This is a genomic window from Mesorhizobium sp. M0960, assembly GCF_040319055.1.
Taxonomy (GTDB): Bacteria; Pseudomonadota; Alphaproteobacteria; order Rhizobiales; family Rhizobiaceae; genus Mesorhizobium.
The window spans coordinates 106535-119476 of record NZ_JAMYNN010000015.1 but is presented as its reverse complement, the minus strand read 5'-3'; the positions used below and the strand labels follow the sequence as shown (position 1 = coordinate 119476).

Below are 12942 nucleotides of genomic sequence, written 5' to 3'. Positions count from 1 at the left end.
TGTAATCGAACATGGCCGGGGTCAAACCCGGCCATGTTGTTCTTGGCGATGCCTTTGTGACGCGTTCGAGATCACTTCGTGGATAGGGAAACAGCAGTCAGCTGTGGTTCCTCGGCAAAGCGAACCAGCACGGTTCCGTCGGTGACCTGCGCGCCTTCGGCAGCGATCTCGGCGATTACCCCGTCATGGGGGGCGGCAATGGTGTGCTCCATCTTCATCGCCTCCAGGATCAGCAGCGGCTGCCCCTTGATCACAGCCTCGCCTTTGCCAGCACGAACCAATTTGACCAGTCCCGGCATTGGCGCGCGTAGGCTGCCGGAAGCGGCTGCGGCTTCGTCGGCCCGCGCCAGCGGATCCGGCACGGCAAAACCGTAGCCGATGGCGCCTTCGAAGACCGTGACGTGGCCCGGCCAGCGGGCGAGGCGAGGCGCGGCGCGGAGATCATGCGAATTGGCGCTGTCATAGGGGGCATCCAGCGCCACCTCGAACCGCCCGTCCGGCCGCACCGATACGCGCGCGACGATCCCCTGCTCGCCAAATCTCAGCAGCGTGCGCCGCGCCACCGCGTGGAAATGCGCATAGCCGGCCAGTGACGACCAGGGATCGTCGGAGGACGGCAAGTCGCCCGCACCAGACGCGGCAAGTGCCGCAGCGGCAATCGTCTCACCGCTCGGCGGCGGAACCGCCGTCAGCGCCTGCTGATGCCTGGCGATCAGGTCGGTATCGACATCGCCCGCCGCAAAATCCGCATCAGCGGCCAGCGCGGCAAGAAAGGCGGTGTTGACCGTCGAGCCGGCGATTTCGGTCTGCGACAGCGCCGCGCCGAGTGCCGTGAGCGCCGTCCGCCTGTCCTTGCCATGGATGACCAGCTTGGCGATCATCGGATCGTAAAACGGCGAGATCGCATCGCCGGCGCGCACACCGGTTTCGATGCGCATGCTCGCACCTTCGGGCGCCGGTTGCGGAAATTTTAAATGGTGCAAGGTGCCGGTCGCCGGCAAAAACCCTCTTGCTGCGTCCTCGGCATAGATGCGCGCCTCGAAGGCGTGGCCGGAGAGCGCGACCTCGCTCTGCGTCTTCGGCAGTTTTTCGCCGGAGGCCACCCGCAACTGCCACTCGACCAGGTCGATGCCGGTGACCATTTCGGTGACCGGGTGCTCGACCTGCAGGCGGGTGTTCATTTCCATGAACCAGAAACGGTCGGCCTTCAGACCTTGCGAGGCATCGACGATGAACTCGATGGTGCCGGCGCCGGAATAGTGGATTGCCTTGGCGGCCTTCACCGCCGCCTCGGTCATCGCCTTGCGCAACGCCGGCGTCATGCCGGGGGCAGGCGCCTCCTCGATCACCTTCTGGTGGCGGCGTTGCGCCGAGCAGTCGCGCTCGTAGAGGTGCACGACATTGCCGAAACTGTCGCCGAATATCTGCACTTCGATGTGGCGCGGCTTGTCGACATATTTTTCCACCAAAACGCGGTCGTCACCGAAGGCGGCCTTCGCCTCGCGCCGCGCGCCAGACAGTGCTTCCGAAAAATCATCGGGATGCTCGACGCGCCGCATGCCCTTGCCGCCGCCACCGGCGCGCGCCTTGATCAATACGGGGTAGCCGATCTCGCGCGCCTTGGAGGCGAGCAACACGATCTCCTGCGCCTCGCCATGATAGCCCGGCACCACCGGCACGCCGGCCTTTTCCATCAGCCGCTTAGCCGCGTCCTTCAATCCCATGGCGCGGATCGAGGCCGCCGACGGCCCGATGAAGATCAGCCCCGCCGCGACCACCTGGTCGACGAAGTCGGGATTTTCCGAGAGAAAGCCGTAGCCCGGATGAATGGCCTCGGCACCCGTGGCCAAGGCCGCCGCGATGATCTTGTTACCCCGCAGATAGCTTTCGCCGGCAGGCGAGGGACCGATATGCACCGCCTCGTCCGCCGTCTCGACATGCAAGGCGCGAGCGTCGGCGTCAGAATAGACGGCGACGCTGCGCACACCCATCCTGCGTGCCGTGCGGATCACCCGGCAGGCGATCTCGCCACGGTTGGCGATCAGGATCTTGGCGAACATCGGGCCTCCACAGGCAGAGCTCGCCGCCAACGGCGCGAATTCTCTTCACGCGAGCTGCGGCAATACCCCGCTTTGTAATCTGGCCGTCAAAGGATAGGCAAGCGAGGCCTGCCTACTTGGAGGCCGCGATTTCGCAAGCTCCACCGGTCGTGACCTTGTAATGGCTGCGGGTGGCCTGGCAGGATTTCATAGCCATATCCTCGGCAGCCTTTTGCGAGGGCGCATTCAAGCGCGAGCCGCACATGATGTACAACGAACGCACTCTGGAATACGGAGTGGTCGCATACGCTGAATGGCCGCTGGCCGCCACATACGCCTTATATGCCTTGGTACACGGCCGATCCGCGGTTGCCGGCAAATACGGGTAGAAACGGACGTCGCCCTTGCTTCCAGCTAGCGACTCGGCGGCGCCAATATTCGGTGCAGAGGCCACGAACAGTGCAAGTACCAATATGGTTGCTCGCCTGATGGATAAAGATTTCATTGCCCAACCCATTTGAAAAACCCAAGACTGGTAGATATTCAGCTATTTGGAGGCGGCTATTTCGCAGCCTCCGCCTGTCGTAACCTTATAACTGTTGCGGGTGGCCTGACAGGATTTTAACGCCAACTCTTCGGCAGCTTGCTGTGATGGTGCATTCAAGCGCGAGCCGCATATGATGTACAGCGAACGCACCCGGGAATACGGAGTGCTTGCATAGGCCGAATGGCCACCGGCCGCTACATAGGCCTTGTAAGCCATGGTGCATAGATCCTTCGGATTCTTCGGCAAATAGGGGTAGAAACGGGTCTCGCCCTTGCTTCCCGCCAGCGATTCCGCCGTTCCTATGCCAGGTGCCGTGAATACAAGAAAGCCGGCAAGTATCGAAGCGATTGTACTTTTGACGTGTCTCGGTGTCATTTTTCCCCCTGGAAGAGCGAACGCCAACAGCATCTCCTACTTGGAGGCAGCGATGCTGCAAGCTCCCGCGGTTGTGACCTTGTAGCTCCTCTTGGCTGACTGGCAGGATTTCAGCGCCTGCGCCTCTGCAGCCTTTTGCGACGTTGCATTTGCACGCGCGCAAATCATGAACTCGGTCGCCCAATTGAATGGAGTCGACGCATAAGCGGAATGGCTGCCGGTCGCCACATAGGCCCTGTATGCCTTCTGACAGCCTCCCGTCGAGCCAGGTGCGAAATAGACGGGATAGCGGCTGTCGCCCTTGCTTCCCGCCAGCGACTCCGCTGCTCCGATACCGGGCGCCCCCAACACGAGCAACCCTGCAAATATGGATACAGTTGTTTTCTGAAAAAGCTGAAGTCTCATCTTCGCCCTATCCCCCATTGCTATCTGGCGCTTTGATGCCGAAAGCTACTTGGAAGCGACTACGCCGCAGCCGCCGACCATGTCCACTTTGAACTTCTTGCGACCGGATTCGCATGACTTAAGCGCGAGCGCTTCGGCAGCCTTCTGGGACGGTGCGTTAATGTGCACGCCGCAGACGAAATACAGGACCCTTGCTCCGGTGATGGTCGATGCGTAGGCGGAATGACCGGCCGCAGCCACATAGGCGTTGTAGGCCTGCCTGCAATTGCCTTCCGAGCCTTGCTGAGGGAGATACACGAAGGAACGCTTGTCGCCGACTTTCCCAGCCAGCGACGCCGCTGCACTGACGCCAGGCGTCGCTAATATAAGCAACCCCGCAAGTATAGACGCAGTTGTTTCCTTGAAAAGCCGCCGTTTCATCTTCGCCCAATCCCCATTGGTATTGCGATGACCAATAGCCGTAATTCTTTCGGCTGGCCAGATGAAGAAGCAAAAAAATGGTCTGGAGGTGTGGACGGGTTCGTCGCCCGCGCAGGGTCACACCCTGCCGAGTGCAGCAACGACCCGCTGATACAGTTCGGCCGTCGGCTCGTCGAAGCAGCAGAAAATGACGGTTTCCGGAACGATGTTCTGGCCGATGAAGGCACTCACGGCACCGACAGCAATTTGCGTCGCCTGATCCTTAGGATAGCGGTAGACACCGGTCGAGATCGCTGGAAACGCCACCGTCCGGCAGTCCTTTGCGGCGGCGATTTCGAGTGACCGGCGATAGCAGGAGGCGAGCAGCTCGGCCTCTCCTTTGCTGCCGCCTTGCCAGACCGGTCCGACCGTGTGGATGATGTAGTGTGCCGGCAGCCTGTAGCCCTTGGTGAGTTTTGCCTCGCCAACCTTGCAGCCATTCAGCATCCGGCATTCGAACTCAAGCTCGGGGCCGGCCGCCCGGTGGATGGCGCCGTCCACGCCGCCGCCGCCGAGAAGCGAGGTGTTGGCGGCGTTGACGATTGCATCGACCGCCAGCTTCGTGATGTCGCCGGTGTGAACGCGAATCCTCTGGTCGATTTCGCTCATCTCACATCCTGAACACGCCGAACCGGGTCTCCTCGATCCCGGCGTTCAGCGCGGCCGACAGGCTTAGCGCCAGCACCTCGCGGGTCTTCGCCGGATCGATGATGCCGTCGTCCCAGAGCCTTGCCGACGAATAGAGCGGGTGACCTTCATGCTCGTACTTCATCAGGATCGGCTTCTTGAATTTTGCTTCCTCTTCGGCGCTCCACTCGCCACCCTTGCGCTCGATGCCTTCGCGCTTGACCACGGCCAGCACCGTTGCTGCCTGTTCGCCGCCCATCACCGAGATGCGGGCATTCGGCCACATCCACAGGAAGCGTGGCGAATAGGCGCGTCCGCACATACCGTAATTGCCGGCGCCGAACGAGCCGCCGATGATCACGGTCACCTTCGGCACCTTGGCCGTTGCGACCGCCATGACCAGCTTGGCGCCATCCTTGGCGATGCCGCCGGCCTCGTATTTTCGCCCGACCATGAAACCGGTGATGTTTTGCAGGAAGACCAGCGGGATCTTGCGCTGGCAGCACAGTTCGATGAAGTGCGCGCCCTTCAGCGCGCTTTCCGAAAACAGCACGCCATTGTTGGCGACGATGCCGACCGGCATGCCGTTGAGATGGGCAAAACCGGTGACCAGCGTGGTGCCGTAATTCTGCTTGAACTCATCGAACTCGGAGCCGTCGACGATGCGGGCGATCACCTCGCGCACGTCGTAAGGCTGGCGCAGATCCGTCGGTACGATGCCGTAGAGTTCATGTGGATCGTGAAGCGGTGGGATCGATTTCTTCAGGGCCAGGCTTACAGTCTTGTTCCGATTCAGGTTTTTGACGATACGCCGGCATATTGCCAGCGCATGCTCGTCGTCGAGCGCATAGTGATCGGCAACGCCGGAAAGCCTTGTGTGCACGTCGGCACCACCGAGGTCCTCGGCGGTGACGTCCTCGCCGGTGGCCGCTTTCACCAGCGGCGGCCCGCCGAGAAAGATGGTCGCCTGGTTGCGCACCATGATTGTCTCGTCCGACATCGCAGGCACATAGGCGCCGCCGGCCGTGCATGAACCCATGACGCAGGCGATCTGCGGAATGCCGGCGGCCGACATGTTGGCCTGGTTGTAGAAGATGCGGCCGAAATGATCGCGGTCGGGAAACACCTCGTCCTGATTGGGCAGATTGGCGCCGCCGCTGTCGACCAGATAGACGCAAGGCAGATTGTTCTGCAATGCGATCTCCTGTGCACGCAGATGCTTCTTCACCGTCAGTGGATAATAGGTGCCGCCCTTCACCGTGGCGTCATTGACGACGACCATGACTTCGGTGCCTTCGACGCGGCCGACGCCGGCGATGAGGCCGGCCGAGGAGATGTCCTCGCCATACATCGACCACGCCGCGAACTGGCCGATCTCGAGGAAGGGCGAGCCGGTATCGAGCAATTGGGCAAGACGTTGCCGCGGCAGGAGCTTGCCGCGCGAAACATGCCGCTCACGCGCTTCCTCCGAGCCGCCGTGTTCGACCGTAGCAGCCTTTTCCGCAATATCGGCGACCAGCGCCCGCATGCGCTCGGCATTGGCGCGGAAAATATCGGAGACGGGCGAGATCTGCGAGGTGAGGGGGGCCATGGCGCTACCGGATCAGCTCGATCTTGCAGCCGACATCCAGGTCGCCCCAGTCGCGATCGGCGGTGACGGCAATGGCGTTCTCGCGAATCGCCAGCGCCAGGCAGGCCCGATCGCCCAGCGACAAGCCGCGATGCCGCGTCAGTTGGCGAAGCTGGCCGGCGGCGATGCCCATCGCTTGGTCGAAAACGGCGATCGGCATGCCGAGACTTCCGAGGTCGTCGGCAGCCTGTTCCAAGCTGCGTCCCTTGTCGATCAGCTTGGCAATGATCTCGGCCGCATTGACTGAACTGCATTGTGCATCCGGCGCGAACCCCAAAGCATTCTCGGTGCCTTGCTCGTTGAGCAGGATTGCGAGCGCCGCCGAACTGTCCATGACGTAGGGCTTCATTTCACCCGCTTTCCTGTCGTCCCTTCGGCGTGAAGCCGGTCGAGACGCTTGTCGCTTCGACGCTGCTCTTCCCGCCGCTCCTTCAGAAATTCGTCGACGACGCTTTCACCGGGCTGTTTCAGCGCCGACAATTCGGCCTGAACGCGTCGCAGATTCTGCAGCCACGATCTTACCCGCAACTCGCCGTTTTCGACATGAAGGATCATGTCCTCGCCAGGCTTCACGCCCATCTCCTCGCGCATCGCAGCAGGGATGACGAAGCGCCCGCCCTCGCCAAGCTTGACGCGCTCGCGTTTCGCCGGAACCCGAAGCCGCGTTTTGCGAGCGCCAGCATCGAACTGTGCTTGCGGATCTTCATCAAATCCGGACTTTCCCGTTCTGCCCGCCATGGTCCGTCTCGCTTGTATTTATGGCATATGTCCAGAAGTATGCCATATCGTGCGGCTTCTGGCAAATCTCAAAAGAATGCCATTAGGCGCCCTCCGCCATGATTTCCCGCCCGATCAGCCAGCGACGGATTTCGCTGGTGCCGGCGCCGATCTCGTAGAGCTTGGCGTCGCGCAGCAGCCGGCCGGTAGGGTAATCGTTGATGTAGCCGTTGCCGCCCAAAAGCTGGATGGCGTCGAGCGCCATCAGCGTCGCCTTTTCGGCGGCGAACAGCACGCACCCGGCGGCGTCCTTGCGCGTCGTCTCACCGCGATCGCAGGCGGCGGCTACGGCATAGACGTAAGCACGCGCCGCATTCATCGTCGCATACATGTCGGCGAGCTTGCCTTGCACCAGCTGGAATTCGCCGATCGGCTGGCCGAACTGCTTGCGTTCGTGCACGTAAGGTATCGCCACGTCGAGGCACGCAGCCATCAGCCCGATCGGGCCGCCGGCCAGCACGGCGCGTTCGTAGTCGAGGCCCGACATCAGCACCTCGACGCCGCGCCCTTCCTCGTGCAGCACATTGTCGAACGGCACTTCGACATCCTCGAACACCAGCTCGCCGGTGTTCGAGCCGCGCATGCCGAGCTTGTCGAGCTTTTGCGCAACGGAAAAACCGGCAAAAGCCTTTTCGACGATGAAAGCGGTGATGCCGCGCGAATGGAGTTCCGGATCGGTCTTGGCGTAGACGACCAGCGTCTCGGCATCCGGCCCGTTGGTGATCCACATTTTGGTGCCGTTGAGCACGTAGCGATCATTGCGCTTTTCGGCGCGCAGGCGCAGCGACACGACATCTGAGCCGGCACCCGATTCCGACATCGCCAGTGCCCCGACCTTTTCGCCGCTGCAGAGCGAAGGCAGATATTTTTCTTTCTGTGCCTGCGTCGCCCAGCGGTTGATCTGATTGACGCACAGGTTGGAATGGGCGCCGTAAGAGAGGCCGACCGAGGCCGAGGCGCGCGAAATCTCCTCCATCGCCACGACATGGGCGAGGTAGCCCATGCCGCTGCCGCCGAAATCGGGATCGGCGGTGATGCCGAGCAGGCCGAGCCCGCCGAGCTCCACCCACAGATGTGCCGGGAATTCGTTCGAGCGGTCGATCTCGGCGGCTATCGGCGCGATTTTCTCCTGGGCGAAGCGCCGCACCAGATCGCGCAGCGCCTCGATGTCTTCGTCAAGCCCGAAGTTGAGCGTCTGCGTGTACATGCCGTTCCTCCCGGCGCACGACCGCGAAAATCGGGATCATGCGCGAAATCAAAGTGCTACAGCGTCCTTTGCGCGCTCGAATGGACGCACGGTGCCGTGGCTCGTCCTCGCGCCATCGCTCTTTGCTCCAACAAGGCGCATTGTCATTGCTAGATATGTAGCGGTGACTTCGGCGATCGACAGCCGTTCGCCCGGCCGGAACCACACGATGACGCCGGTCATCATCTGGATCAGCGCCATGGCGGTGAGCCCGGTGTCCTCGACGCTGAACAAGCCCGCTTCGACGCCGTCGCGCAGAATGGCGCGCAGCTCCTTCTCGTAAGCGGTGCGCATGCGCAGGATCTGCGTGAGTCTTTCGTGCGACAGGCTGCGCAGCTCCATGTTCGAGACATGGGTGGAATGGCGGCGTTCGACGTGGAAAGCGATGTGGTTTTCGACATAGGCGGCGAGCCGCGCTGCCGGATCGGCGCCGACAGGGCGTGTTGCGCGCCACGCCTCGATCAAGCCTTCCATATGCTCGCGCATCAGCGTGAACAGAAGGTCCTGCTTGGTCGGGAAATAGCGGTAAAGCGCCGCTGCCTGGACGCCGACCTCGGCCGCCAGCTGGCGCATCGACATCGCCTCGTAGCCGAGACGCGCAATCAGGCTGACCGCCGCCTCGCGGACCGCAGCTTCGGTCTTCTCTCCGTCGGAACCGGTCGTACGCGCCATGACAAGCCGCCTTTTCAGCACAATAAAACAAACGTTCAATTAATTCAAGGAGTGTGTTCGGGTAAGGCATTGGCTTCAGGTTTGCTCTATCTGCACCCTGGAGATTTTGTGCGATGGAAGCGAATGAGCAGGATCATGCCTTTCTAGGCAACAATCCTGAAACCCGCGGACATGTCGCGTGCCTCGATCTCCTCGACGTCAACTTTCGAAACCGCTGCCCCTGGCGGCCCTTGCCGAAGCCGTTCGATCATTGTCGAGACCGCCGCATCGGCCCCTGCAATCAAGGCTGTCACCGAGCCGTCAATTTCGTTGCGCACCCAACCGGCAAGGCCAAGTCCAGACGCCTCGCGCCGCGCCCAGACCCGATAGCTGACGCCCTGCACCTTGCCGTATATGCGTACCTGCACCGTCCGGTCGGCCATCGCGCTCTCCATCTTCTGAGTCGAGTCTGGCGCATCGCTGTGCAAATTCAACCAGGCAACGTGCATCGAAGGTCTCTCTGCCGATCGCTATCCGCCAGCTTCACGTGCGAGATAGGCGGCGTCTCCATCGAATGATTGACTAAGTCAAATAATAGACCATCATGGTCCTTAGGAGCGATCAGCCCGAAGGAGGTCGTCATGCCGGCCGATCGGAATGCCCTTGTCGCGGAGATACGTTGCTTCAATCGCTTCTACACGCGCCTGATCGGGCTGCTCGACCTGACCTTGACGCACAGCGCCTATACGCTGGGCGAGGCGCGGCTGCTGTTCGAATTGGGCGACTGATCCCGCGCTGCCGCCAATAGCGGCGGTGAGGCTGGGTTTCTGGCACGGGCGTTCCACCTCGATCTCGGGCCGGCGGCCTCCGAAATCGCCGCCGAACTCCGGCTCGATCCGGCCTATGTCACACGCATCCTGAGGAGATTCGCCGCCGCTGGCCTGACCGAGATACGCACTGACCCAGCCGATCGGCGCAGACGCATCCTGTCGCTAACCGCTCGCGGAAGTGCGGAACTCGCCAGGCTTCAGGCTGCGACGGATCGCGATCTCGCCCGGCTGACGGCCGGCCTCGCCGATGACGCGGCTGCCGAATTATCGGACGCCTTGAAACGCGTCATGCGCCTGCTTGGTGGTGGGGAGAAATAGCGGCAGTACTGGAGGTCGTGGTGTTCCGTCGCCCCTTTTGGCGCCTCAATTCCCCCGCGCTGCCGCCAGTGCGCCGGGCAGTTCCTCGGCAAAAATGTCGAGCTCGTGATCGAGGCCGACGCTGACCCGGATGCAGCGGTCGAGCACTGGCACCATTGGCTTGCGGATGAACACGTCGCGCGACAACAGCGCCCGCAGCACCTTCAGCGCGAAGGCGCCGTCGCGGCCGCAGTCGATGGTGACGAAATTGGTCGCCGAAGCCAGCGGCTTCAGCCCGTTCGCCACGGCTATTCCGGCGATGCGCCGGCGGCCGGCGGCGACCCGCGCCACCACGCTCTCCAGCCAGGCCTGATCGGCAAGCGCCTCGACGCCGGCGATCTGCGCCATGCGGCTGACGCCGTAATGGTTGCGGATCTTCTCAAAATCGCGAATCACCTGGGCTTCGGCCACCGCGTAGCCGCAGCGTATGCCGGCTAGCCCATAGGCCTTGGAGAAGGTGCGCATGCGGATGACGTTCGGCCGCGCCACATCGATCGGCGGCATCGCTGAGGCTGGCCCTAATTCGCCATACGCCTCGTCGAGCACCAGCATTGTGGTCTCCGGCAAGGCCTCGATGAAGCGGCTGAGCTCGGCCGCTTCCCACCAACTGCCCATCGGATTGTCCGGGTTGGACAGATAGACCAGCGGCGCCTTGTCCCTGGCCACTGCCGCCAGCAGGCCGTCCAGGTTTTCCCGGTCGTTCTCGTAAGGCACCGCGACCAGCCGGCCGCCGACGCCGGCAACATGAAAGTTGAAGGTCGGATAGGCGCCGCGCGAGGTCACCACCGCGTCGCCGGGCGCCACATACATGCGCGCCACCAGGCTGAGCAGCCCGTCTATGCCTTCGCCGACGACGACGTTTTCGGCGCCGACACCGAGATGTCGGGCCACGGCTACCTTCAAATCGTGATTGTCGGGGTCGCAATACATCCACATGTCGCCGGCAATCTCGGCCATGCGGGCAACGACCCGCAGCGAGGGGCCAAAGCTGCTCTCATTGGCGCCGATACGGGCGCGAAAGGCGCGGCCGCGATCACGCTCCTGCGCCTCCGGACCGACAAATGGCACCGTCGAGGGAAGCGCGCTGATGATTGGCGTCAGGGGAGGGCGCATGGCAAAGGCTCGTTCAAAAAGGGCCTTCTTGCTAGCCTGCCGGCTGGGCCTGCGCAAGTTCCACGAACGGCGGCGACGGTCAGGCTGGATTCTCGCGGATCATTTTGCTAGCGAGACATGATGAGCAACCGACTGCCGCCCGCCTGGTCCAAGCATATAAAGTCCCACCCGGCGCCGAAAGTGGAACCGCCGAAGGCGAAACCATTGATGCGCGTGCAGGCCGACGACGCGCTGCTGAAACAGGCGTATGACTTGCAGCAGGCCAAGCGGTTGGCCGAGGCTCAGGAACTGTGCCGCCGCGTGCTGGAGCGCACGCCCAACCATCCCTTGGCATTGTATATCATGGGCACGCTGTTCATCGGGCTCGACGATGAAATGGCCTTGCGCTATTTGGCGCGAGCCGTCGGCGTGGAGCCCCGAAACCCCTATTATCACCTTAGTCTGGGTGAAGCTTATCTGAGGGTAAGCGAATATTCGCCCGCAATCACGCACATCCAGCACGCTCTGGAGTTGAAGCCCGATTTGGTGGAGGCGCTTTGCGCATTGGGGCGCGCCTACGTCGAATTCGACAAGGCTGACATGGCTGTGCCGGTTTACGAGAGAGCGCTCAAGATCAACCGCGATCATCCCCGCGTTCGGACGGGGCTGGCCAGCGCACTCACCGGTCTTGGTCGCATGGATGAAGCCAAAATCTATCTGAAGGAGGCGATCGAACGTCGCATCGCTATGCCCGCCGCCTATAATGAGCTTGTGCGTACGCGCAAATTCACCGAAGAGCCGGCCGAACTTAGGTCCATCCTGCGCGAGCTTGGTGAGCCAAAGCTTGACCCGGACAGTGCGACGACACTTCATCACGCTGCCGGCAAAGTGCTGAACGACCTTGGGCGCTACGAAGACGCGATAGATCATTTCAAGAAAGGCAAGCGGGCCGCCGGCTATAAGTTCGATCTGGAGACCTATCGCCGCTGGATCGACTCCACGATTGAGTTCTTCAACCCGGACATGTTGGCCGCCAAGGCGGGTTATGGAAGCCCGTCGGAAGTGCCCGTGTTTGTATTGGGCATGCCCCGATCGGGCACCACCCTGACCGAGCAGATTTGCGCGAGCCACCCGAATGTTCATGGCGCCGGAGAGCTGAAAAAGATAAGGCGAGCCGCAAATGCTATCGGCCTCACGAAGGTTTCAGCACGGACCTTGGACCAATCGATCGTTCCGATCACCCCCGACCTATCCAAAATGCTGGCCGAGGAGCACCTGTCCTATCTTCGTGAGCGTGCGCCGACCGCGCTTCGCATCGTCGACAAGATGCCCCGGAATTTCGAACTGATCGGTCTCATAGGGCTTCTCTTCCCCAATGTACGGATTATTCACTGTCGTCGCGATGCCATCGACAATTGCCTCTCGTGTTTTTTCCAGAATTTCTCCAAGGGACACAGCTACATCGCCGACCTGCAGACACTCGGGCTGTACTACCGTGAATATGATCGCCTGATGCGACATTGGGACAAGGTTTTTCCCGGACGCATCTTCGAAAGTCGCTACGAGACGCTGGTTGCGGATCAGGAGGCACAATCGCGCCGTCTGATCGATCATCTTGGATTGCCCTGGGACGATACCTGCCTGCGCTTCTTCGACAAGGAGGGATCGGTCAACACGGCCAGTCGCTGGCAGGTTCGGCAACCGATCTACAGTTCATCTGTCAAGCGCTGGAAAAACTATGAGAGCGCAATCCAGCCGCTGATCCAGTCGCTCGGTGATCTCGCCGAGATTTGACTCGGGAATTGCAGTCGGCAATTTGCATTTGTGTGGGCCACGAGATCTGAATCGCCAGGTTTGTGGGCTGGGGCTGCAATTGCGGCGGGGCACCGGTTGCTAGACTAAGCTCC

Annotated in this window: 15 protein-coding genes; 3 read left to right on the top strand and 12 right to left on the bottom strand. The window is 61.8% G+C overall.

Annotated features, from left to right (window positions below; translation table 11 throughout):
* Window positions 1-71 precede the first annotated feature (71 nt).
* The 11 genes from NKH63_RS23675 to NKH63_RS23625 form a co-directional block, all read right to left on the bottom strand.
* Window positions 72-2060, bottom strand: coding sequence for an acetyl/propionyl/methylcrotonyl-CoA carboxylase subunit alpha (locus NKH63_RS23675; protein ID WP_352918895.1), 1989 nt, complete (start codon window positions 2058-2060; stop codon window positions 72-74).
* A 526-nt stretch (window positions 2061-2586) separates the two neighbouring features.
* Window positions 2587-2961, bottom strand: a complete 375-nt coding sequence (locus tag NKH63_RS23670; RefSeq protein ID WP_352481913.1) for a hypothetical protein — start codon at window positions 2959-2961, stop codon at window positions 2587-2589.
* 36 nt (window positions 2962-2997) lie between these two features.
* The gene (locus tag NKH63_RS23665) at window positions 2998-3366 is read right to left on the bottom strand and encodes a hypothetical protein (RefSeq protein ID WP_023718361.1); all 369 of its coding nucleotides are present in this window, start codon (window positions 3364-3366) and stop codon (window positions 2998-3000) included.
* Window positions 3367-3411: 45 nt separating this feature from the next.
* A complete protein-coding gene (locus NKH63_RS23660; protein WP_023718360.1) occupies window positions 3412-3786 on the bottom strand; it encodes a hypothetical protein in 375 nt (124 codons plus the stop codon).
* Window positions 3787-3903: 117 nt separating this feature from the next.
* Window positions 3904-4434: an O-acetyl-ADP-ribose deacetylase gene (locus NKH63_RS23655; RefSeq protein ID WP_023718359.1), complete on the bottom strand. Its 531-nt coding sequence runs from the start codon at window positions 4432-4434 to the stop codon at window positions 3904-3906.
* Window position 4435: 1 nt separating this feature from the next.
* Window positions 4436-6043, bottom strand: coding sequence for a carboxyl transferase domain-containing protein (locus tag NKH63_RS23650; RefSeq protein WP_352481873.1), 1608 nt, complete (start codon window positions 6041-6043; stop codon window positions 4436-4438).
* 4 nt (window positions 6044-6047) lie between these two features.
* Entirely contained in the window at window positions 6048-6431 is a 384-nt protein-coding gene (locus tag NKH63_RS23645; protein ID WP_023718357.1) for a type II toxin-antitoxin system VapC family toxin, read from the bottom strand.
* Window positions 6428-6820, bottom strand: a complete 393-nt coding sequence (locus NKH63_RS23640; protein WP_023718356.1) for an AbrB/MazE/SpoVT family DNA-binding domain-containing protein — start codon at window positions 6818-6820, stop codon at window positions 6428-6430. The genes NKH63_RS23645 and NKH63_RS23640 overlap by 4 nt, the downstream gene beginning before the upstream one ends.
* Before the next feature lie 82 nt (window positions 6821-6902).
* Window positions 6903-8066 carry an isovaleryl-CoA dehydrogenase gene (locus NKH63_RS23635; protein ID WP_352481872.1) on the bottom strand — a complete coding sequence of 388 codons (1164 nt, stop codon included), beginning with the start codon at window positions 8064-8066 and terminating at the stop codon, window positions 6903-6905.
* Between the two features lie 48 nt (window positions 8067-8114).
* Window positions 8115-8777, bottom strand: coding sequence for a TetR/AcrR family transcriptional regulator (locus tag NKH63_RS23630; RefSeq protein WP_352481871.1), 663 nt, complete (start codon window positions 8775-8777; stop codon window positions 8115-8117).
* A gap of 143 nt (window positions 8778-8920) precedes the next feature.
* A complete protein-coding gene (locus NKH63_RS23625) occupies window positions 8921-9199 on the bottom strand; it encodes an acylphosphatase (RefSeq protein WP_352481870.1) in 279 nt (92 codons plus the stop codon).
* A 198-nt stretch (window positions 9200-9397) separates the two neighbouring features.
* Between NKH63_RS23625 and NKH63_RS23620 the strand changes: the two genes are divergently transcribed.
* Complete coding sequence (locus NKH63_RS23620) at window positions 9398-9544, top strand: hypothetical protein (RefSeq protein ID WP_352481869.1); 147 nt, start codon at window positions 9398-9400, stop codon at window positions 9542-9544.
* Window positions 9545-9583: 39 nt separating this feature from the next.
* The gene (locus NKH63_RS23615) at window positions 9584-9904 is read left to right on the top strand and encodes a MarR family winged helix-turn-helix transcriptional regulator (RefSeq protein ID WP_352481912.1); all 321 of its coding nucleotides are present in this window, start codon (window positions 9584-9586) and stop codon (window positions 9902-9904) included.
* 45 nt (window positions 9905-9949) lie between these two features.
* On the opposite strand, the gene NKH63_RS23610 is transcribed toward NKH63_RS23615, so the two are convergent.
* Window positions 9950-11056, bottom strand: coding sequence for a pyridoxal phosphate-dependent aminotransferase (locus NKH63_RS23610; RefSeq protein WP_352481868.1), 1107 nt, complete (start codon window positions 11054-11056; stop codon window positions 9950-9952).
* 120 nt (window positions 11057-11176) lie between these two features.
* On the opposite strand from NKH63_RS23610, the gene NKH63_RS23605 reads away from it, so the two are divergent.
* A complete protein-coding gene (locus tag NKH63_RS23605; protein ID WP_352481867.1) occupies window positions 11177-12829 on the top strand; it encodes a tetratricopeptide repeat-containing sulfotransferase family protein in 1653 nt (550 codons plus the stop codon).
* Window positions 12830-12942: the final 113 nt, after the last annotated feature.

Excerpts from the sequence above, each read along its gene's own strand:
- NKH63_RS23675 (WP_352918895.1), bottom strand. The coding sequence starts at position 2,060 with ATGTTCGCCAAGATCCTGATCGCCAACCGTGGCGAGATCGCCTGCCGG.
- NKH63_RS23670 (WP_352481913.1), bottom strand. The coding sequence starts at position 2,961 with ATGACACCGAGACACGTCAAAAGTACAATCGCTTCGATACTTGCCGGC.
- NKH63_RS23665 (WP_023718361.1), bottom strand. The coding sequence starts at position 3,366 with ATGAGACTTCAGCTTTTTCAGAAAACAACTGTATCCATATTTGCAGGG.
- NKH63_RS23660 (WP_023718360.1), bottom strand. The coding sequence starts at position 3,786 with ATGAAACGGCGGCTTTTCAAGGAAACAACTGCGTCTATACTTGCGGGG.
- NKH63_RS23655 (WP_023718359.1), bottom strand. The coding sequence starts at position 4,434 with ATGAGCGAAATCGACCAGAGGATTCGCGTTCACACCGGCGACATCACG.
- NKH63_RS23650 (WP_352481873.1), bottom strand. The coding sequence starts at position 6,043 with ATGGCCCCCCTCACCTCGCAGATCTCGCCCGTCTCCGATATTTTCCGC.
- NKH63_RS23645 (WP_023718357.1), bottom strand. The coding sequence starts at position 6,431 with ATGAAGCCCTACGTCATGGACAGTTCGGCGGCGCTCGCAATCCTGCTC.
- NKH63_RS23640 (WP_023718356.1), bottom strand. The coding sequence starts at position 6,820 with ATGGCGGGCAGAACGGGAAAGTCCGGATTTGATGAAGATCCGCAAGCA.
- NKH63_RS23635 (WP_352481872.1), bottom strand. The coding sequence starts at position 8,066 with ATGTACACGCAGACGCTCAACTTCGGGCTTGACGAAGACATCGAGGCG.
- NKH63_RS23630 (WP_352481871.1), bottom strand. The coding sequence starts at position 8,777 with ATGGCGCGTACGACCGGTTCCGACGGAGAGAAGACCGAAGCTGCGGTC.
- NKH63_RS23625 (WP_352481870.1), bottom strand. The coding sequence starts at position 9,199 with ATGGCCGACCGGACGGTGCAGGTACGCATATACGGCAAGGTGCAGGGC.
- NKH63_RS23620 (WP_352481869.1), top strand. The coding sequence starts at position 9,398 with ATGCCGGCCGATCGGAATGCCCTTGTCGCGGAGATACGTTGCTTCAAT.
- NKH63_RS23610 (WP_352481868.1), bottom strand. The coding sequence starts at position 11,056 with ATGCGCCCTCCCCTGACGCCAATCATCAGCGCGCTTCCCTCGACGGTG.
- NKH63_RS23605 (WP_352481867.1), top strand. The coding sequence starts at position 11,177 with ATGAGCAACCGACTGCCGCCCGCCTGGTCCAAGCATATAAAGTCCCAC.